Origin of the sequence: Yersinia ruckeri ATCC 29473 (assembly GCF_000754815.1) — a bacterium.
Lineage (GTDB): Bacteria > Pseudomonadota > Gammaproteobacteria > Enterobacterales > Enterobacteriaceae > Yersinia > Yersinia ruckeri.
Window position 1 is genome coordinate 1,819,256 of sequence record NZ_KN150747.1, and the last position, 20,978, is coordinate 1,840,233.

A 20,978-nucleotide genomic window follows, 5' to 3' on the forward strand; every position below is an offset into this window, starting at 1 on the left:
CGGTAGTGAAATAATAATTACTAAAGAATCATGGAGATACAGATAAGATAAGGTTCTGCTTTATCTTTCACGCTGCGGCTATGTAGGCCACTGTCATTTACCCCGATGACTGCATGGGCTAACCTTTCGGGGACATACAGTTATCACTTGACCACAACGCGAAATCTATTGGGTATTCGGTATGAAGACTGAATGGAGAACCATGGCTAAATTACAGAACCATGCGCACCAGTTCGATTTTGCCTAATTCTTCATACAGGATTTCTACCTGATCGATATGTACCGCATTGATAGTGATCGATACAGAGTGATAGTTGCCTTTGCTGCTCGGTTTCACCTCAGGGGTATAATCACCCGGAGCATGGCGCTGTACCACCTCAACCACCTGGTCAACCAGCTGTGGTTCAGCGATGCCCATTACCTTGTAGGTAAAAGAACAAGGGAACTCAAGCAGTTCGTTCAGTTTAGTTTTCATGTGCGCTCCTGGGTTGTGGCCGGACAGTGTATAAAGCGAAATGCAAATCACTTCCAGCTATAAAAGTATAACTCCCGCCTGAGCGGGAGATTCATATTAATTATAATATGGGGATAGCTTTTAGACTTTCAAGCCCGTTAGCTTAACCGAACCAATGATGGAACATCAGTTTGATATAATCGACCATGCGGCTGAAGATACCGCCTTCTTTCACTTCGTTCATCACCACCAGTGGGCGTTGATCGATAGTTTTGCCATCCAGTTGGAAGTTAATGCTGCCAACAACCTGATTCTTGGCCAGTGGTGCATGAATTTCTGGGGTATTCAGCACATAGCTGGCTTTAAGGTCTTTCATTCGGCCACGTGGAATCGTCAGGTAAACGTCTTGATCTACGCCTAACTGTACGCGATCGGTATCGCCGAACCAAACGGGTTCAGAAGCAAATTCCTTGCCTACTTTCAATGGTGCTACGGTTTCAAAGAAACGGAAGCCCCAGGTCAGCAGTTTTTTGCTTTCGGTTTCACGGCCTTTATAAGTATGACCACCAAGTACGGCTGAAATCAGGCGCATCTGGCCTTCAGTGGCGGATGCCACCAAGTTATAACCCGCAGCATCAGTATGACCGGTTTTGATGCCGTCGACATTCAGACTGGTATCCCACAGTAAGCCGTTACGGTTCATCTGACGGATGTTATTGAAGGTAAATTCTTTTTCTTTGTAGATGGCATATTCGTCTGGAACATCACGAATCAACGCCTGACCAATCAACGCCATATCGCGCGCGGAGCTGTATTGACCTTCAGCATCCAGGCCGTGAACCGTTTTGAAGTGGGTATTTTTCAGGCCTAGCGCGTTGACGTAGTTATTCATCAGATTCACGAAGGAATCTTGGCTGCCAGCAACATAATCGGCCATAGCGACACAAGCGTCATTACCTGATTGAAGATTGATACCACGAGTTAGCTTGGATACGGGAACCTGATCGCCAGGTTTCAGGAACATCAATGATGAGCCTTGGAACACTGGGTTGCCAGTCGCCCAGGCATCTTTACCGACGGTAACCATATCTTCGGGGCCGATTTTGCCTGATTTGATTGCCTGACCAATAACATAACTGGTCATCATTTTAGTCAGACTGGCAGGGTTGCGGCGCGCATCGGCATTCATTTCTGCCAATACTTTCCCGGAGTTGTAGTCAATCAGTACATAAGCTTCCGCGTCGATTTGTGGCACGCCGGGAATCATGGTTTTCATATTGACGTCATCGGCGTTGGCAACGGAAGTTGCGCTTATGACGATAACGGTGCCGAGCGCTATGCTCTTGATAAAACGAGGGGTAGTTACATATTTCATGATCAGGATAACAACATCCGTGGGAGTAAGTTAAGAACGTGCCACACTATAGCAGATGAGGTGTTGGCAGACATCAGACAATCCCTATCTCTTGCGGCGTTTACACATTTTTACTTGTGAGCCATAATCCGATATTTTATAGCCTAACCTATTGTTTAAAAACAGATTAGGCCATTTTTTGTTAAAAGAGAAAAATTGCTACAAGGCATTTCTGAACAGCATGGGTCATCAGCGATTACGGTGCAGCGATAATAAACGACTGCTGCTGGGCTTCAGCGGATAAGCGTTGTTGCAATTCCGTTGCTTGCTGACGGCTACTGAATGGCCCCAGTTGTACCCGATGGACGTTACCTGCGCTGGACACTTTACCTGGCACGTCAAATCGCTGACTCAAATCTTGCTGCCAACTCGCGGCACGTTGAGCATCGGTCAATGCACCAACCTGAACGATATAGGTACCGGATGCCAATGCTGCGGCGGGTGCCACAGCAGCTACGCTGGCGGCTGAACCTGAATGACTGACAGCAGCTGGTACCACAGGCTCGGTTGTTTCCAGAATGCCAGCGGGTACAGAAGAAGGGGCGCGCAGAAAACCACTGCTTTGCGGTGCTACAGGTTGCGCGGCATCATCACCAGACAGTTTACTGTTATCAATGGGCAGCGCGGGAACGCTTTCCGCTGGTGCATCTTGCTGGATGGGGTTACCCATTGGGCCTGAGGCCAAGTCAGGCCGGCTTGGCAGAGCATAACTCTGTTTAGCGATGGTGGTGCCCACCATTCCCGGGCCAGAGAGTGAGCCATCCGGTGCGACGTTGATAAAGTCGATCTTGACCTTAGTGTTGTTTGAGATATTCAAACGATCAGCGGCAGCCTTGGATAAATCGATTACACGACCTGGCGTATAAGGGCCGCGATCGTTCACTCGCACCACAATTTGGCGACCATTGCTGACGTTGGTAACTCGCACATAACTTGGAATGGGCAAAGTAGGGTGAGCGGCGGTCAGCGCATTTGGATCAAAAATCTCCCCAGTTGCGGTGGTATTGCCATTGGCTTCTTCACCATACGAGGAAGCAAGACCGATTTGGCTGAAGTTTTGCGCATCTTTTATCACGCTGTACGATTGACCATTAACCTTATAATCCTGATTGAAGTTAGGATTGAAAGGTTCGTAACGAGGTTCGGCACCACCGATCTCTTCGACCGGGCCATTATAGGTTTGCTGCGCCTGTTCAATAGGTGCTTGATTTTCGTTAGTACAAGCTGATAACAGCACGCTGACGACGCCGATCCAAAGCCATTCCTTACGCATTGCTCACCTCTATAAATTCTTGGATAACATTTTCCGATGAGTATGTATCGACATCACGATACCAAACCCGGCCATCAGAACTATCAGTGCCGAGCCTCCATAGCTGACCAACGGCAAAGGTACGCCAACAACGGGCAAAATTCCACTGACCATCCCGATGTTAACAAATACATACACGAATAAGATCAACATCAGACCGCCGACCATAACCCGGCCAAAAGTAGTCTGCGCGTGAGCGGCGATAACCAGCCCACGCATAATAGTGCATAAATAGAGCGCTAACAGAATCAGTACTCCTACGAGACCCAGTTCTTCAGCCAAGACGGCGAAAATAAAATCGGTGTGGCGTTCCGGCAGGAATTCTAACTGCGACTGGGTGCCTTGCAACCAACCTTTACCGACTAATCCACCGGAACCGATAGCGATTTTAGATTGAATAATATGGTAGCCCGCGCCCAGAGGGTCGCTTTCCGGGTCTAATAGCATCATGACGCGGTCTTGCTGGTATCCATGCATCAGGAAGAACCAGAGAATAGGGATAAAGCAGGCGAGTAGAATCGCCGCAATAGCAATCAAACGCCAGCTCATGCCAGCCAAGAAAAGCACAAATAACCCGGAGGCGGCAACCAGAATCGACGTGCCCAGATCTGGCTGGGCGGCGACCAGCAGCGTTGGCATAAAGATGAGAATCAGTGCGATACCGGTATTTTTTAGGGTTGGTGGACAAACATCGCGGTTCATAAAACGCGCCACCATCAATGGTACGGCAATTTTGGCAATTTCCGAGGGTTGGAAACGAACGAATCCAAGATCCAGCCAGCGCTGCGCACCTTTACTGATCTGGCCGAACGCATCCACTAATACCAGTAAAATCACACAAACAATATAGAGATAAGGTGCCCAACTTTCATAGACGCGGGGCGGGATCTGCGCCATGACGATCATGACGCACAGACCGATGGCGATTTGCCCGAGTTTGCGCTCCATCATGCCCATATCCTGACCGCTGGCGCTCCACATGACAAAGGCGCTGTAAGCCAGTAGTGAAAGAATGCAGATCAGGAACGGTAGGTCGATATGCATTTTGGACCACAGAGATCCTTTTTGTTGGCTTTCAGTCATGATGTACCCTAATCACCTTCAGTGCCGGGAGGCGTCGGTGCCGCATCCGGTAGTTCAGTATTGTTGTCTCCCAACAGGATGTGATCGAGGATCTGGCGGGTAATGGTACCCACTGCCGGACCCGCGCCGCCATTTTCCAAAATAATGGCGACGGCAACCGTTGGATTCTCGTAAGGCGCAAAGGCCGTCATCAGTTTATGGTCACGTAAATGTTCGGCCACTTTGTGGGCATTATAGGTTTCATAACTGTATACCTGAGCTGTACCTGACTTGGCTGCCGCTTTATACGGCGTGCCTTCAAAAAACTTGCGTCCGGTTCCGTTAGGACGATTAGCCACGCCATACATGCCGTCTTTTGCCAGCTCCCAGAAACCGGAGTGAATATCGCCGATCTGGATCTGTTCTTGCTGACGATAAGGTACCAGTACGCCATTTATCTTGGTGCTTTGAAGCAAATGGGGAGTTTTGATATTCCCGTCGTTGATCAATGTCACCAGCGCCTTGGCCATTTGAATCGGTGTGGCTGTCCAGTAACCTTGCCCTATACCCACAGGGATAGTATCTCCTTGATACCAGGGCTTTTTGTGACGTTTTTGCTTCCATTCTCGCGTCGGCATAATGCCAGCGCGTTCTTCCGACAAATCGATGCCAGTATATTCGCCGTAACCAAATTTGCTCATCCATTCGGATAAACGGTCTATCCCCATATCATAGGCAACCTGATAGAAGAAAGTATCTGCCGATTCTTCAATGGCTTTGGTTATATTGAGGCGGCCATGACCCCATTTTTTCCAATCGCGGAAACGTTTTTCTGAACCAGGCAACTGCCACCAACCGGGATCGAACAAACTGGTATTTTTATTGATGACGCCAGCACTTAATGCGGACACGGCAATATAAGGTTTGACCGTAGAGGCTGGAGGATAAACCCCTTGAGTGGCCCGGTTGATTAACGGGCGATTCGGGTCGTTCAGCAGGCCTTGATAATCTTTGTTGGAAATACCGTCAACAAAGAGATTGGGGTCGTAGCTGGGATTGGATACCAGAGCCAGAATTCCGCCAGTTCGCGGATCGGTAACGACTACGGCTGCGCGACTGCCGCTGAGTAACTGCTCAATATAGGTTTGCAGATGCAGATCCAGCGTCAGGTAAATATCTTTTCCGGCTTGTGGCGGCTGCTCATGTAATTGTCGGATTACGCGACCGCGATTATTGACTTCGACTTCTTCATAACCGGTTTTGCCATGTAATACAGATTCGTAATAGCGCTCGATGCCCAACTTGCCGATATCGTGAGTGGCAGCGTAGTTTGCCAGAATGCCTTCTTTGTCCAGGCGTTCGACATCTTTGTCGTTTATTTTCGATACATAGCCAATTACATGGGTCAGAGCGGAACCATAGGGATAGTAGCGGCGTTGATAGCCTTTGACTTCAATTCCGGGAAAGCGAAATTGGTTGACGGCAAAGCGGGCGACCTGAACTTCGGTCAGCGGAGTTTTTACCGCAATAGAGGTAAAGCGTCGCGAACGTTTCCGTTCTTTCTGGAAGTTGGCGATATCTTCATCGGTAAGATCGACAATAGGACGCAAAGCTTCCAGTGTCGCTTTCAGATTTTCGATTTTTTCCGGCATCAGTTCGAGCTGATAAATCGTACGATTCATCGCCAAAGGAACGCCATTTCGATCGTAAATCATGCCGCGGCTAGGGGCGATGGGCACCAATTTGATACGATTGTCATTAGAACGGGTGCGATAATCTTCGAAGCGAACGATCTGTAAATTATACAGATTGGCGATCAGCACGCCGATAAGCAAAAGAATACCAATAAACGCCACAAGCGCGCGGCGCACGAACAGGGCTGATTCAGCCGAATAATCGCGAAAAGGGTTACGTTCTTTTTTCATCCCGCTCAATACTTACTCTGGTCAAAGTCACCACGTTGCTCAGGTACATCACCTGATTATTCACGGTGATAAGGATGATTAGTCGTAATACTCCAGGCACGATACAGGCTTTCTGCGACCAGAACGCGCACTAAAGGATGAGGTAGCGTCAGCGGAGAGAGCGACCAGCTCTGCTCGGCGGCGGCTTTACAGGCCGGAGCTAAACCTTCCGGCCCACCAATAAGCAGACTGACATTGCGGCCGTCCTGTTTCCAGCGTTCCAACTGTTGAGCCAACTGAGGCGTCTCCCAGGGGGTTCCTGGGATATCCAGAGTGACAATGCGGTTGTTCTTGCCTACCGCAGCCAACATCAGTTCGCCTTCTTTTTCCAGAATGCGCTTGATATCTGCATTCTTGCCCCGTTTCCCCGCGGGTATTTCTATCAGCTCAAAAGGCATATCTTTGGGAAAACGGTGCAGGTAATCCATAAAGCCGGTCTGCACCCAGTCAGGCATTTTTGTGCCGACGGCAACCAGTTGCAGTTTCACCGTTTAACTCCAGAGTTTTTCAAGTTCATACAGGCGACGGCTTTCTTCTTGCATCACATGTACGATCACGTCGCCCAGATCAACAACGATCCAGTCGGAAACCCCCTGGCCTTCGATACCTAATGGAATCATGCCAGCTTTGCGAGATTCCTGTACCAGATTATCAGCCAGAGCCATAACATGGCGGGTAGATGTACCGGTACAGATAATCATGCAATCAGTGATGCTTGACTTCCCTTTAACGTCGATGGAAAGAATATCCTGGCCTTTCAAGTCATCGAGCTTATCGATAACAAATTCTTGGAGCGCTTTACCTTGCAAAGGTTCCCCCTCGGGTGATTTATGTCCATAACCTTCGTAAATAATACGTTTTGCCGGGATTTCTTCCCAGTATGCAATCTGTTACGAAAAGTTATGCTGTATTTATCGGCAGGATGCCGCTGAAAGCCAACTGCTTACTGCATTTCTACAGGGGTTTTCAGCGAATACCTAAAATTAAGCGGCGAAGTATATCATGGGACTAAGGCTCGCGATATAAACCCTGTAATTCGATATATTGCTGAACTTTGCGCGGTAACAGGTCATCACAGCCTAGCCCATTGCGCCGCCGTCGGCGAATCTCAGTGGCGGAAATATCCAAAAGTGGTGTGTCAGCCAGATAAATAAATCCCTGTGGTTGCTGGCTCAGTTTTTCTGCCTGCGTGACCTGATGTTGCTCCAACCAGCGTTGAAGCGCCGGTGTATCCAGTGTTTCGGCATAGCCGGGGCGAGCACATACCAGCAAATGACAAACCTCCAGCAGGGATTGCCAACGGTGCCATTTATGCAGAGTAAGCAATGAATCCTGACCGATAATAAAGGCGAGTGGTAATTCAGGCCCTGATTCGGCTCGCAGTGATTCCAGTGTATCTATGGTGTAAGACGGCGTCGTGCGCTGTAGCTCCCGGTCATCAACGCGGAATAACGGGTTGCCTTCGATCGCTAACTGCACCATTTTTAGTCGTTGCTGAGCAGAAGCCTCAGGCTGTGGACGATGAGGCGGAACACGGTTGGGTAGCAAAATAACCTGCTGTAACCCAACTTGCTGCGCCAAGGCTTCAACCGGATGCAAATGACCAAAATGGATCGGATCAAAAGTGCCACCAAACAGGGCATGTAAACCAGGATCTGGCGCCGCTTTATCCGCGTATTTATCCGGCATTAATGAAGCTCTCAGGTAATATTTTTCCACAGATCAGCATAGATAACGTCTCCAGCTCTGGCCAGACTGATTGGCCATAATCCTGTTTGAGGCAGATTTCTATTCGTGTCAGTAAATGAACCGCTTGTTGTAGTTGCTGTAGCGTCAGGCGCTGTAGTGCCTGCGTTATCAACTGACGGCGGTTTTGCCACACTTTGTGTTGATCGAATAACGTACGTAGCGGCGAGTTGGCCATTTGCCGTTTCAGTGTGAGCAGCAATAGCAGTTCCCGTTGTACAGTTCTCAACAAGATAATCGGCTCACTGTCTTCTTGCTGAAGTTGTTGCAGAATATGCCATGCGCGTTTGCTTTTGCCCGCGAGCAGTGCATCCAGCCAATGATAGGGCGTAAAATGTGCGGCATCGTTGACCGCTTGCTCCACTCGAGGCAATGTCAGCTTGCCATCAGGATAAAGTAGGGACAGACGCGCCAAAGCCTGCGATAAGGCCAGCAGATTGCCTTCGTAACAGTAGCAAAGCAGTTGAACCGCCGCGTCATCAACATCGAGATGGATGCTTTTTGCCCGCGTCTGAACCCAGCGAGGAAGCTGAGCTTGTTCCGGTGCCAGACAATTCACCAAGGCACCGTGAGGGCTAAGTGCCTTAAACCAGGCGCTATTCTCCTGTGCTTTGGTCAGCTTGTTAGCGCGCAGCATCAGAAGAATATCTGGATGCAGCAGGGTCGTCAGCTTGACTAACTGTTCGCTCATCGCTGCCGTTAAACCCGTATCAGGAAAAACCAAGAGTAAGGTTTGGCGATTGGCGAAGAGGCTCATGGCCTGACAAATACCGAAGATAGAATCCCATTCAGTATGGGTGTCTAAGGTCATGGTGTAATGTTCGGTGAAATCTTGTTGGATAGCCGCTTGGCGAATGCGATCCTGGCTTTCCTGCAATAACAGTGGCTCATTGCCACATAATAGGTAGCAAGCGCGCAGCCCCTCATGGAGCTGCGCGGCGAGTTGTTCAGGATAAATACGAATCATGGGGCTGAAGTAGCACTGGTCACTGATTTGGCCGTAGTTGTAGCCGTTTTGATGCTTTCTTCCTGGGTCTTTTTAATGTCCTCTGCATGTACGGTCAGTAATTTCCGTACCAACTGCTGAGCGGCCTGTTCACGCATTTCCTGTGCAATAATGTCGCTTTCTGCTGTTTTTGCCAGGGCAGTCAACGGGTTATCAAAGAAAGAGCGGAAAACTGTCACATTAAGTGGATAAATGTCATGCCCTGGAATCAAGACTTGCGCTTGAACGTGCAGAACCATTTGGTATTCTGCCGTTACGCCGTTCTGGAATACCGAAACGGTATCCTGACTTTGATTTGATCCCAAAATACGCAGAGTCGGCAGATCCTTACGCATGGCATCGTCAACAATAGTGACGTTACTCAGCCGTAATTGCTGACGAACCGAACGAGCCAGCGGCCCATAAGGGTCGCCACTCTCCAACAGCAGTGTTTGCAGTTCCTGAGGCACTTGTGTTGTGCCTCGCAGATGAAAACCGCAGCCAGCGGTGACTAGCACCGCTAACCCCAGCAACAGCGTCAGAATACGATGTCGCACAACTCCTCCTTGTCTTAACCTACTACCAGGTTAAGCAGTTTGCCTGGGACATAGATCACTTTACGAACGGTAACCCCATCCAAATATTTTGCCACCAGATGTTCCTGACCTGCGCGTTCACGCACGTATTCTTCAGTTGCATCGGCTGGCACTGTGATTTTGCCACGAACTTTACCGTTTACCTGTACCACCACCAGCTTGGAATCTTCCACCATCGCTTGTTCATCAGCCACTGGCCATGGCGCGGTATCAATATCACCTTCACCACCCAATGCCTGCCACAGTGTGAAGCAAACGTGAGGCGTGAACGGATACAGCATACGAACCACGGCCAATAGCGCTTCTTGCATCAATGCGCGGTCTTGTTCGGTTTCCTGCGGCGCGCGACCCAGTTTGTTCATCAACTCCATCACCGCTGCAATGGCAGTATTGAAGGTCTGGCGGCGGCCAACGTCATCGGTCACTTTAGCGATGGTTTTATGCAGATCGCGGCGCAGTGATTTCTGATCTTCTGTCAGCTCGGCAACAACCAGCGGCTGGGTGGTACCTTTATGGGAGTGGTCAAAGACCAGACGCCATACGCGTTTCAAGAAGCGGTTAGCCCCCTCGACGCCAGATTCTTGCCATTCCAGCGTCATTTCTGCCGGTGAAGCAAACATCATAAACAGACGAACGGTATCTGCACCGTATTTCTCAACCATGACTTGAGGGTCGATACCGTTATTTTTCGATTTCGACATTTTGCTCATACCGGCATAAACCAGTTCGTGGCCTTCGCCATCTACGGCTTTAACGATACGGCCTTTCTCATCACGCTCAACGATGGCATCAACCGGAGAAACCCAGATACGCTCGCCATTAGTGCCGCTGTAGTAGAAGGCATCGGCCAGAACCATACCCTGACACAACAAGCGCTTGGCTGGCTCATCAGAATCCACCAGACCCGCATCGCGCATCAACTTATGGAAGAAGCGGAAGTACATCAGATGCATGATAGCGTGTTCGATACCACCTACATATTGATCCACTGGCAGCCAATAATTCGCTGCAGCGGGATCCAGCATGCCTTCATCGTATTGTGGGCAGGTATAACGTGCGTAGTACCAAGATGATTCCATAAAGGTATCAAAGGTATCGGTTTCTCGCAGACCCGGCAGGCCGTTGACAGTGGTTTTTGCCCACTCAGCATCGGCTTTAATTGGGCTGGTAATGCCATCCATCACCACATCTTCCGGCAACAGAACTGGCAGCTGATCTTCCGGCGTAGGCACAACGGTACCGTCTTCCAGTGTGATCATCGGGATTGGCGCACCCCAGTAACGTTGACGAGAAACCCCCCAGTCGCGCAGGCGATAGTTGACTTTACGTTGGCCAACGCCCAAAGCAACCAGCTTATCGGCAATAGCATCAAAGCTGGCCTGGTAATCCAGGCCGTCAAACTCACCTGAGTTGAACAGCGTGCCTTTTTCGGTCAGTGGCGCAGTGCTTAAATCTGGTGCACTACCGTCAGCGGACAGAATCACGGGCTTGATCGGCAGATTGTATTTGGTTGCGAATTCCCAGTCGCGCTGATCGTGACCCGGAACGGCCATTACTGCACCAGTACCGTAGTCCATCAACACAAAGTTGGCGACCCAGATAGCCACGGTTTCACCGGTTAACGGATGGATGGCCGACAGGCCGGTAGCCATGCCTTTCTTCTCCATCGTAGCCATTTCGGCCTCAGCGACTTTGGTATTGCGGCATTCATCAACAAACTCGGCCAGTGCCGGATTGGTTTTAGCGGCTTGCAGTGCCAAAGGATGACCCGCAGCAACGGCTACATAGGTCACACCAAAGAAGGTATCTGGGCGGGTGGTATAGACCGTCAGTTTTTCTGCGCTATCGGTGACATCAAAGGTGATTTCCACCCCTTCAGAACGGCCAATCCAGTTGCGCTGCATGGTTTTCACCTGCTCTGGCCAGCTTTCCAGCTTATCCAGATCGTTCAGCAACTGATCGGCATAATCAGTGATTTTGATAAACCACTGTGGAATTTCTTTGCGTTCGACTTTGCTATCACAACGCCAGCAGCAACCGTCGATAACTTGTTCGTTTGCCAGAACGGTCAGATCGTGCGGGCACCAGTTCACCGCCGAGGTCTTCTTGTAGACCATGCCTTTTTCGTACAATTTGGTGAAGAACCACTGTTCCCAACGGTAGTAGTCAGGCTTGCAGGTGGCAATCTCGCGATCCCAATCATAGCCGAAGCCCAGTAGTTTCAACTGGTTCTTCATATATTCGATGTTGTCGTAAGTCCAAGGCGCTGGGGCGGTATTGTTTTTAACCGCAGCCCCTTCTGCTGGCAGACCGAATGCATCCCAGCCAATCGGCTGTAGGACATTTTTACCCAGCATGCGTTGGTAACGGGAGATTACGTCGCCGATAGTGTAGTTACGAACGTGCCCCATATGTAGGCGGCCAGACGGATAAGGCAGCATAGAGAGGCAGTAATATTTCTCTTTGCTTGCGTCTTCAGTCACTTTGAAAGTTTGCTTCTCTTGCCAATGAAGCTGAACTTGCGATTCGATATCTTCCGGGCGGTATTGCTCTTGCATGGCAGCCAGTGGTCCTATAGTTAAAACAGCTACGCCTGTAGCATCATCTGTTTATTATCATAAAGTGAGATCCGCATAGCATAGCTGATAAGCGGCAGCCGCAACAACACTCAGCAGGCCACAGAAACGTTTTTCTGCGTAGCGGATAGCATTAATCTTCAGAGTGAGGGCGGTCACAACCCGAGGAACCCACGACATCATATATTTACGACTAAAATAAATAGAGATAACTTTAATTATCAGGCTAAAGAAAAGTCGTATCACAGGTTAACGAGGAGGGCGTATGAACAAGGTGGCTCAGTATTATCGTGAATTAGTGGCATCGTTGACTGAACGCTTGAAAAATGGAGAGCGTGATATCGATAAGCTGGTGGTCAGCGCTGAACAACGACTCAAGGCGGTGGAGGAACTGACACATAGTGAGGTCGATCAGATCACCCAGGCTGTTCGACGCGATTTGGAAGAGTTTGCCCGCAGCTATGAAGAAAGTAAGGACGAAATTACTGATAGCGTTTTCATGCGTGTCATTAAAGAGAGTTTATGGCAAGAGTTGGCGGATATTACCGATAAAACCCAGCTTGAATGGCGAGAAGTGTTTAAAGACGTCAGCCATCATGGGGTTTATCACAGTGGAGAGGTTGTCGGGCTGGGAAATCTGGTGTGTGAGAAGTGCCATCACAATCTGGCCTTTTATACCCCGGAAGTCTTGCCGCTATGCCCAAAATGCGGCCATGACCAATTCCACCGTCGTCCATTCCAGCCGTAGCCTAAAAAGGCACGCCACCCGCATGGCGTGCCTTCCACCCATTGACCTTCCTAGAAAGGGAGGTCAATGACCGGATATCGGTAGGCTTTGGGTCGATTAGTGCAGAATCTTGGCGAGAAAATCTTTTGCTCGCTCAGATTTAGGATTATTGAAGAAATCGTCTTTATTACTGTCTTCGACAATTTTCCCTTCATCCATGAAGATCACTCGGTGTGCCACTTTGCGGGCAAAACCCATCTCGTGGGTCACGACCATCATAGTCATGCCTTCGTGAGCCAGTTTGACCATGACGTCCAGCACTTCGTTAATCATTTCCGGGTCGAGTGCTGACGTTGGTTCATCAAACAGCATCGCAATCGGATCCATGCACAAGGCGCGGGCAATAGCGACTCGCTGTTGCTGGCCACCGGAAAGCTGAGAAGGGAATTTATCCGCGTGGGTTGATAATCCAACGCGCTCCAACAATTTAAGTCCTTTCTCCCTAGAGGCTGCTTTATCACGTTTCAATACTTTTACCTGCGCCAGCGTCAGGTTTTCGATGATCGATAAATGCGGAAACAATTCAAAGTGTTGGAATACCATGCCAACTTTGGAGCGCAACTGCGCCAGATTGGTACCTTTATCATTGACGCCAATGCCATTGACCAGAATGCTGCCTTTTTGAATGGGTTCCAGCCCGTTGACGGTTTTAATCAGAGTCGATTTTCCTGAGCCTGAAGGGCCACAGACCACGACCACCTCACCTTTTTTAACTTCGGTGGAGCAATCGCTCAAAACCTGAGATTGACCATACCACTTAGAAACATTTTTCAGGGAAATCATCAAACAGTCCTTTTCTTCAAATAGTTAACCAGCATTGATGCAGCAATGCTGATAACAAAATAAACCAAACCGGCGAACAGAACCATTTCGACCTGAGTACCATCACGCTCACCGATAGTGGTGGCGGTGCGGAAGAAATCGGCCAGGCTGAGTACATATACCAGCGATGTATCCTGGAATAACACGATGCCTTGGGTCAGCAATAAGGGAATCATTGCTCTAAATGCCTGAGGCAGAATGACCAATCGCATAGACTGACCTTGTGTCATGCCCAGAGCCAATGCGGCAGATGATTGACCTCGGGAGATGCTTTGGATACCTGCACGGATAATTTCCGAGTAATAAGCTGCCTCAAACAGTGAAAAGGCTACCATGGCAGAGATCAGGCGAATATCTGTTTTTGGTGATAACCCAAGCACATTTTGTAATAAGCTTGGAACCACAAGATAGAACCATAGCAATACCATAACCAAAGGCACGGAACGGAACAGATTAACGTAGAGAGTCGCAAACCAACTGACGGCCTTGATGGACGATAAGCGCATCACCGCCAGTAAGGTTCCCCACAGGATGCCAAACACAATTGAGATAACAGTAATTTTCGCTGTAACAACCAGTCCCTGAAGCAAATAGGGCATGCTGGGTGCGATAGAACTCCAGTCAAATTCGTACATTATTTACTCCCCAAATTACCGGGTAACTGCACTTTCTTTTCCACCAATCGCATAATCAGCATGATAACGGCGTTGATTAATACATAAGCCAGAGTGATTGCAGTGAAAGATTCATAGGCATGTGCTGAGTAATCCAGCAACTTCCCAGCTTGAGCTGCCATATCTACCAGACCAATGGTTGAAGCAATGGCTGAGTTCTTCACCAAATTCAACATTTCTGACGTCATTGGCGGAATAATGACCCGATAAGCATTGGGCAATAGTACGTAACGGTAGGTTTGCGGCAGGGTCAGTCCCATGGCGAGTCCCGCCGCTTTTTGTCCGCGAGGTAGTGATTGGATCCCGGCTCTGACTTGTTCACAAACGCGTGCGGCAGTGAATAGGCCAAGACATAACATGGAAGACAGGAAGAATTGTATATTCGGATCCAATTCGGTTTTAAACCACATGCCGATGTTAGTCGGTAGCAGTTCAGGAACCACCAGATACCAGGTAAAAAATTGCACAATAAGCGGTACGTTACGGAATAATTCCACATAACAAGTACCCATGGCAGCGAGAAAACGATTGGGAACGGTTCTCAATATGCCGAACAATGAGCCGATAAAGAAGGCGATAACCCATGCACACAGTGACAGTGCTACCGTGACCTGAAAACCGGACCAAATCCAGCCGAGGTAGGTGGTATTACCGAATGGGGCGGGTTGTAAAAAAATCCCCCAGTTCCAGTCTATAGACATAACTAACTCCCTTAAAAGGGCGGTGAACCCACCCTGAAGACTGATGATTAATCGCTGTACCGTGGCAACGAAGGGGAAAATAAAAAAATGCGGAGTGGGGAACGGCCACCCCGCATCCTGTCTACCAAGCGTTCATCATCAATCACGAGGACAGTATTCTGTCCCGAATATTATTTTTTTAGTTCAATGCCTTGTCGTTAGGTGCTTTGAACAGTTTTTTCATATCATCTGACAGTGAGAAGTTCAGGTTCAGGTTTTTCGGTGGAATGGGCTGAGTGAACCAACGTTCAAAGGATTTGGTCGCTACGCCTGAGGTTTGTGCGGTGGCAATAGTCTGATCCATCAGCGCTTTGAACTGCGGGTCATCTTTACGCAGCATACAACCATAGGCTTCCTGAGATTGAGGCGTGCCTACAATCTCCCACTCACCGGCTTTCTTGGCTTTAGCGCGCTCACCGGCCAGCAATGCATCATCCATCATAAAGGCAACGGCACGGCCACTTTCCAATGTGCGGAAGGAGTCACCGTGGTCTTTGGCGCTGATAATGCGCATGTCCATTTTGTTTTCTTCGTTCAGCTTGTTCAGCAATACTTCCGAAGTGGTGCCGGAAGTCACCACGACAGCTTTACCCGCCAGATCTTTAAAGTCTTTGATACCAGAGTCTTTTTTAGTCAAAAGACGAGTGCCGACCACGAAAATGGTATTGGAGAACGCGGCTTGTTTCTGGCGCTCCAGATTGTTGGTGGTTGAACCACACTCAAAATCAAAGGTACCGTTTTGCAGTAGAGGAATACGGTTTTGTGATGTCACAGGAATCAATTTGACCTGCAAATCAGGCAAATTCAGTTTCTTTTTCACGGCATCCACGATCAGATTGGAATAATCCTGTGAGTATCCGACCACTTTTTGCTGGTTATCGTAATAAGAGAAAGGAACAGAAGATTCGCGGTGCCCAACGACAATCACGCCGTTATCTTTGATTTTTTTCAACGTGCCAGTCAGTTCTTCTGCATGGGCTACGCTACTTGCCATTCCAACTAACAGTAGCGATAACGCCAGTTTACGCATTTGCATGGTCCAACTCCTGTGATGTTGTGTTACTGCTTGATGTTGTGATGCTAAAAATCGCCTTATCTGAATCGGGTGTATCACTTTCATTTCTCATATTTATTGCCATCTGGCAGCAGCGTGATATATGACCAAGAAAGTTAACACCACTTTATTAACGAGCGATTTATTGCCTTACTTGTAACAGATTATCGTGACAAAAATATCGATTGTTATGTTTGTGATATCAAAATGTTTGTTTTTTGAGACGGAAATCGCACCAAATAGAGGCAATAAAACGGATATGCACCGAATTCGTGCTATCAATGCGCTTAAATTGTGCGAGAAAAGCACTAACCTGAACTCAAAACAAAAATCTTGTGCGATATCGACCAGAGTCAGAAGAAATCTAGCAAGGTTTGTGCCAGTCATTGGATCTCCCACGGTAAGTGGAAGCGAAAAATAGGGGAGAAGCAGGATTATTCGGCGGGAGTTGGCGGTTATGTTATTGCTAGATCGTTGTTCGTTTGGGGCAACACGGTTGCACAGTTCAGGGTCAACACTAATTTTTGCGCGGCTATTCACTCTCAAGCGGTCACTCCAATCGGGAGTCAGAATACCGAGAAATGGGTTTTGTCGCAGATGATGAAGGCTATCCAGCCGGTTGTTTCTTGGGCGGTTCGGCAGTAGTCAGGTTTTATGGCCTTCCACCTGGATAAAACCCGTTTCACTGTCATAATGCGGGCGCAGAAATGACGCCCGCATTGATCAGCGGTTACGTGAGCGAATCATACAAGTCAGTGTTAGCGCGCCCAAAACCAGTGTAATAACCCATAGCGGCCAACCGCCAAAACGGGCATATGGCGTTAAGCCAGTAGTTGGCGTGACTTTTATTTCCAACACTTCACGCGTGAACTGAGGAAGTTGAGCCAGTACATTGCCGTCGGCACCTACTGCGGCAGTGATGCCGTTGTTGGTGCTGCGCAGCAGAGGACGACCTAACTCCAATGCTCTCATTCGCGCCATCTGGAAGTGTTGCCACGGGCCGATGGAGTGACCGAACCAGGCATCATTGGAGATCGTCAGCAGAAAATCAGAGTCTGCATTGAAGTTATCCCGCACTTGTTGACCCAAAATAATCTCGTAGCAAATGGCTGCGGTCATATTGAAACCGGCAACGGTAACCTGTGGTTGCGTATAATTGCCGCGACTAAATGAAGACATTGGCAGGTTGAAAAACGGTGCCAGTGGACGCAATAACGATTCCAGCGGTACGTATTCGCCAAAAGGCACCAAATGGTGTTTGCTATAACGATTAACGGTTGGGTAGTGGTAGGGTTCTTTATCACCAAGCACAATCAGGCTGTTAAAGAAACGATAGCCGTCGGGGGTGTTGCGAGCATCAACAATGCCAGTAATCAGGCTACTGTGATTGGCGCGCATCAAACCATCCATCATGGTCAGGAAAGTGGCCTGGTCGGTTTCGATATCAGGAATAGCCGATTCAGGCCAAATAATAATCGGTGCTTTACCCATATAAGGCTGAGTACTATCCAGATAAACCTGAAGGGTGCTGATCAGTTCTTTCGGATCCCACTTCAGCGACTGCGCAATATTGCCCTGAACCAAAGCCACGTTTACCGCTCGCTCTGGCTGCGGCGTAAACCAGTCCAACTGACGCAGCGGCCACGGCAGCAACAGCAATGCTACAGCGACAATGGCAGGTAGCAGGCGGCATTGGTGGAATGCGTAAGCGAGTAACCCACTGATGGAAACCAGAATAAAGGTCACACCATCAACGCCCAGTATTGGTGCAATGCCTTTCAGCGGGCCGTCAAGTTGGCTATAGCCGAATTGCAGCCACGGGAAGCCGGTGAGTACCCAACCACGCAAGAATTCAGTGAGTTGCCACAGCACTGGAGCCGCTATAGCCAGTCGCCACCAGGTGGCTTTGGGGCACAAGCGAGTCAATACACCGGCAAATAGCATGGTGTAGAGAGACAAGTAGGCTGCCAGCAGTACCACCAAGAATAAATTAACGACCGTTGGCATACCGCCAAATTCAGCGATAGTGACATAGACCCAGTTTACACCAGTGCCAAATAACCCCATTCCCCAGATAAAACCGATGAATGCAGACTGTTTGCTGTTGCGATTCAAGGTTAGGCTGAGTAAGCCAAATAGGGAGATTAGCGAGGCAGGCCAGAAATCAAAAGGAGAAAATGCCAGCGTACCACTGGCACCAAAAAACAGCGCCAGTAGGGCGCGAACCCACTGACGATTAAGCAATGAAACGATAGTCATTGAGGATTTATTCTTCCAATTTCGGTTGCGGTGCATCGTCCGGGATTTTAACGTGAACTTGAATAATACGTCGGCTATCGGCCATGGCAACCTTAAACAAGTAACCTTCAATTTCAATGGTTTCACCGCGCGCCGGCAGATGACCAAAGGCTTGCATCACTAAACCACCGATCGTGTCCACTTCATCATCATTAAAATGAGTTTTGAACACATCGTTAAAATCCTCGATCTGCGTCAATGCTCTGATGGTATAGGTATGACGGCTGAGCTGACGAACGTCACGATCTTCTTCGTCATCGTACTCATCTTCAATTTCGCCAACGATCAGTTCCAGAATATCTTCAATGGTAACCAGCCCGGAGACGCCACCGAACTCATCAATGACAATTGCCATATGATAACGCTGGGAGCGGAACTCCTTCAGCATCCGGTCGACGCGTTTACTTTCCGGCACAACAACTGCCGCCCGTAGTACTTTGTCGATGCTGAATGGCTCGGAATCTGTGCGCATAAACGGCAGCAAATCCTTAGCCATCAGGATGCCCTCAATGTGATCTTTGTCTTCACTGATCACTGGAAAGCGGGAATGGGCGGATTCGATAATCACATCCAGGCACTCATCCAGCGTTTGGTTACGCCTGAGTGTGACCATTTGAGAACGCGGGATCATAATATCCCGTACGCGCTGTTCGGCGATATCCATCACGCCTTCCAGCATGTCACGGGTATCAGGATCGATCAGATCGTTCTGTTCAGAGTCACGGATAAGCTCTACCAGATCGCCACGGTTTTTAGGTTCGCCGTGGAACAATTGGTTAAGGATGAGAGTAAAGAACCCTTTTTTGGGACTGGGGCTATCATTGTTTTGTGAATGGTCGTCGCTCATGGCGTTTTAGTTAAGTTTACTCATGTTAAGTATTGTCATTATCAGCAGCGCCAATTTCACGCTGCCAACGCATTATTCGGGGTCTTTTTCTGAGATATACGGGTCGGGATAACCCAAACCTTGCATTATTTCAGTTTCGATAGACTCCATTTCTTCGGCTTCATCGTCAACGATGTGGTCATACCCTAGCAGATGGAGACTGCCGTGAACAACCATATGCGCCCAGTGGGCTAGCAAGGCTTTGTTCTGTTCAACGGCTTCCTGCTCAACAACTTGGCGGCAGATGATTAAGTCACCCAACAGTGGCAATTCTATTTCAGGTGGTGCCTCGAAGGGAAAGGATAGTACGTTGGTTGACTTATCTTTACCACGATAGGTCAGATTCAATTCATGGCTTTCCGCCTCATCCACCACCCGAATGGTGACTTCGGACTCTTCCTGAAACTGAGATAACACCGCTTCCAGCCAGCGCTGGAAATCCGCTTCGGTTGGTAGACCCTGGCTGTTTTCACAGGCAATTTGTAGATCGAGTATAACCTGGCTCACGGAGCCTCCTGCTCTGAAGGGGTTGGGTTTTCACGCTTACGCTGTTCTGCGATGGCGTCTTTGCGTTTTTGTTCTGCGGCTTCCCAGGCTTCATAGGCAATAACTACCTGAGCGACAACGGGATGTCGCACAACGTCTTCACTGTGGAAGAAATTGAAGCTGAGCTCCTCGACATCCGATAACACTTCTATCGCATGGCGCAAGCCAGATTTCTGGTGACGTGGTAAGTCGATCTGCGTGACATCGCCGGTAATCACCGCCTTGGAGTTGAAACCAATGCGGGTCAGAAACATTTTCATCTGCTCGATGGTGGTGTTCTGGCTTTCATCCAAAATGATAAAGGCATCGTTGAGCGTGCGGCCACGCATATACGCCAGCGGAGCCACTTCAATCACGTTGCGCTCGATCAGTTTTTCTACGCGCTCAAAACCCAGCATTTCAAATAATGCGTCATAAAGCGGGCGCAGGTAAGGATCGACTTTTTGACTGAGGTCACCGGGTAGAAAACCCAGTTTTTCCCCGGCCTCAACGGCGGGACGCGTGAGTAGAATTCGGCGAACATTCTGCCGCTCAAGTGCATCAACGGCTGCCGCAACGGCCAGATAAGTTTTACCGGTACCCGCCGGGCCAACGCCAAAAGTGATGTCATGATCGAGAATATTGGCGATGTATTGCGCCTGATTTGGCGTCCGCGGTTTGACCATGCCGCGTTTGGTGCGAATGTTAACCGCTTTACCGTAGTCGGGAACGCTTTCTGCGGTTTGCTCCAGTACCCGGCTCTCTTTGACCGCCAGATGGATCTGTTCCGAATCGATATCGGGAATGATGCCGCGAATTGGGGCGGTGTCTACGTAGAGGTGGCGCAGGATTGCTGCGGCTGCATTGACGCAGATATTCTTACCGACCAGCTTGAAACGGTTATCACGGCGATTGATTTCAATGCCCAACCGGCGTTCAAGCTGTTTGATGTTGTCATCAAAAGGGCCACACAGGCTCAGCAAACGCTGATTATCAGTGGGCTCAAGCAGGATTTCTTGTGTCGCTACGTGCAAACTGTTTCTTTGGGTCACTGAGTTCCTCTAGGTCACATCGGGCCAGTTG

Annotated in this window: 20 protein-coding genes; 1 reads left to right on the forward strand and 19 read right to left on the reverse strand. The window is 49.1% G+C overall.

Translation table 11 applies throughout. The annotated features are described in order from the left end of the window. Positions 1-211: 211 nt before the first annotated feature. The 11 genes from ybeD to leuS all read right to left on the reverse strand — a co-directional run bounded on the left by ybeD (position 212) and on the right by leuS (position 12,091). Positions 212-475, reverse strand: a complete 264-nt coding sequence (gene ybeD / locus DJ39_RS08085; protein ID WP_038243870.1) for a DUF493 family protein YbeD — start codon at positions 473-475, stop codon at positions 212-214. A 142-nt stretch (positions 476-617) separates the two neighbouring features. Next, on the reverse strand, positions 618-1,829 hold the full coding sequence (gene dacA, locus DJ39_RS08090; RefSeq protein WP_004720179.1) for a D-alanyl-D-alanine carboxypeptidase DacA: 1,212 nt from the start codon (positions 1,827-1,829) through the stop codon (positions 618-620). Between the two features lie 235 nt (positions 1,830-2,064). Next, positions 2,065-3,141: an endolytic peptidoglycan transglycosylase RlpA gene (rlpA, locus tag DJ39_RS08095; RefSeq protein ID WP_004720181.1), complete on the reverse strand. Its 1,077-nt coding sequence runs from the start codon at positions 3,139-3,141 to the stop codon at positions 2,065-2,067. 9 nt (positions 3,142-3,150) lie between these two features. Then, positions 3,151-4,263 (reverse strand): peptidoglycan glycosyltransferase MrdB, encoded by a 1,113-nt coding sequence (gene mrdB, locus DJ39_RS08100; RefSeq protein WP_004720182.1) that lies wholly within the window; start codon positions 4,261-4,263, stop codon positions 3,151-3,153. 8 nt (positions 4,264-4,271) lie between these two features. Continuing rightward, positions 4,272-6,167: a peptidoglycan DD-transpeptidase MrdA gene (mrdA, locus tag DJ39_RS08105; protein WP_004720183.1), complete on the reverse strand. Its 1,896-nt coding sequence runs from the start codon at positions 6,165-6,167 to the stop codon at positions 4,272-4,274. Positions 6,168-6,223: 56 nt separating this feature from the next. Beyond that, the gene (gene rlmH, locus DJ39_RS08110; RefSeq protein ID WP_004720186.1) at positions 6,224-6,694 is read right to left on the reverse strand and encodes a 23S rRNA (pseudouridine(1915)-N(3))-methyltransferase RlmH; all 471 of its coding nucleotides are present in this window, start codon (positions 6,692-6,694) and stop codon (positions 6,224-6,226) included. A 3-nt stretch (positions 6,695-6,697) separates the two neighbouring features. Next, positions 6,698-7,015, reverse strand: coding sequence for a ribosome silencing factor (gene rsfS, locus DJ39_RS08115; RefSeq protein WP_004720187.1), 318 nt, complete (start codon positions 7,013-7,015; stop codon positions 6,698-6,700). 199 nt (positions 7,016-7,214) lie between these two features. Beyond that, positions 7,215-7,895: a nicotinate-nucleotide adenylyltransferase gene (gene nadD / locus DJ39_RS08120; protein ID WP_038243456.1), complete on the reverse strand. Its 681-nt coding sequence runs from the start codon at positions 7,893-7,895 to the stop codon at positions 7,215-7,217. Continuing rightward, positions 7,885-8,919, reverse strand: coding sequence for a DNA polymerase III subunit delta (gene holA / locus DJ39_RS08125; RefSeq protein WP_038243458.1), 1,035 nt, complete (start codon positions 8,917-8,919; stop codon positions 7,885-7,887). Before holA ends, nadD begins: the two co-directional genes overlap by 11 nt. Further along, on the reverse strand, positions 8,916-9,494 hold the full coding sequence (lptE, locus tag DJ39_RS08130; protein WP_004720193.1) for an LPS assembly lipoprotein LptE: 579 nt from the start codon (positions 9,492-9,494) through the stop codon (positions 8,916-8,918). Before lptE ends, holA begins: the two co-directional genes overlap by 4 nt. Positions 9,495-9,508: 14 nt before the next feature. Next, the gene (leuS, locus tag DJ39_RS08135; protein ID WP_004720194.1) at positions 9,509-12,091 is read right to left on the reverse strand and encodes a leucine--tRNA ligase; all 2,583 of its coding nucleotides are present in this window, start codon (positions 12,089-12,091) and stop codon (positions 9,509-9,511) included. Between the two features lie 283 nt (positions 12,092-12,374). Here leuS and DJ39_RS08140 point away from each other — a divergent pair, with 283 nt between their 5' ends. Further along, positions 12,375-12,857, forward strand: a complete 483-nt coding sequence (locus tag DJ39_RS08140; RefSeq protein WP_004720199.1) for a zinc ribbon-containing protein — start codon at positions 12,375-12,377, stop codon at positions 12,855-12,857. Between the two features lie 96 nt (positions 12,858-12,953). Here the strand turns inward: DJ39_RS08140 and DJ39_RS08145 are convergent, their stop codons facing one another. From DJ39_RS08145 to DJ39_RS08185, 8 genes are all read right to left on the reverse strand, one after another. After that, a complete protein-coding gene (locus DJ39_RS08145) occupies positions 12,954-13,679 on the reverse strand; it encodes an amino acid ABC transporter ATP-binding protein (protein ID WP_004720202.1) in 726 nt (241 codons plus the stop codon). Beyond that, positions 13,679-14,353, reverse strand: coding sequence for a glutamate/aspartate ABC transporter permease GltK (gltK, locus tag DJ39_RS08150; protein WP_038243466.1), 675 nt, complete (start codon positions 14,351-14,353; stop codon positions 13,679-13,681). Before gltK ends, DJ39_RS08145 begins: the two co-directional genes overlap by 1 nt. Continuing rightward, positions 14,353-15,093 (reverse strand): amino acid ABC transporter permease, encoded by a 741-nt coding sequence (locus DJ39_RS08155; protein WP_004720204.1) that lies wholly within the window; start codon positions 15,091-15,093, stop codon positions 14,353-14,355. Before DJ39_RS08155 ends, gltK begins: the two co-directional genes overlap by 1 nt. Positions 15,094-15,271: 178 nt before the next feature. Further along, on the reverse strand, positions 15,272-16,168 hold the full coding sequence (locus tag DJ39_RS08160) for an amino acid ABC transporter substrate-binding protein (RefSeq protein ID WP_004720206.1): 897 nt from the start codon (positions 16,166-16,168) through the stop codon (positions 15,272-15,274). A 741-nt stretch (positions 16,169-16,909) separates the two neighbouring features. After that, complete coding sequence (gene lnt, locus DJ39_RS08170; protein WP_004720207.1) at positions 16,910-18,445, reverse strand: apolipoprotein N-acyltransferase; 1,536 nt, start codon at positions 18,443-18,445, stop codon at positions 16,910-16,912. Between the two features lie 7 nt (positions 18,446-18,452). Then, on the reverse strand, positions 18,453-19,331 hold the full coding sequence (gene corC, locus DJ39_RS08175; protein ID WP_038243474.1) for a CNNM family magnesium/cobalt transport protein CorC: 879 nt from the start codon (positions 19,329-19,331) through the stop codon (positions 18,453-18,455). A gap of 72 nt (positions 19,332-19,403) precedes the next feature. Continuing rightward, complete coding sequence (gene ybeY / locus DJ39_RS08180; RefSeq protein ID WP_038243476.1) at positions 19,404-19,877, reverse strand: rRNA maturation RNase YbeY; 474 nt, start codon at positions 19,875-19,877, stop codon at positions 19,404-19,406. Further along, positions 19,874-20,947 carry a PhoH family protein gene (locus DJ39_RS08185; protein ID WP_004720213.1) on the reverse strand — a complete coding sequence of 358 codons (1,074 nt, stop codon included), beginning with the start codon at positions 20,945-20,947 and terminating at the stop codon, positions 19,874-19,876. Before DJ39_RS08185 ends, ybeY begins: the two co-directional genes overlap by 4 nt. Positions 20,948-20,978 lie beyond the last annotated feature (31 nt).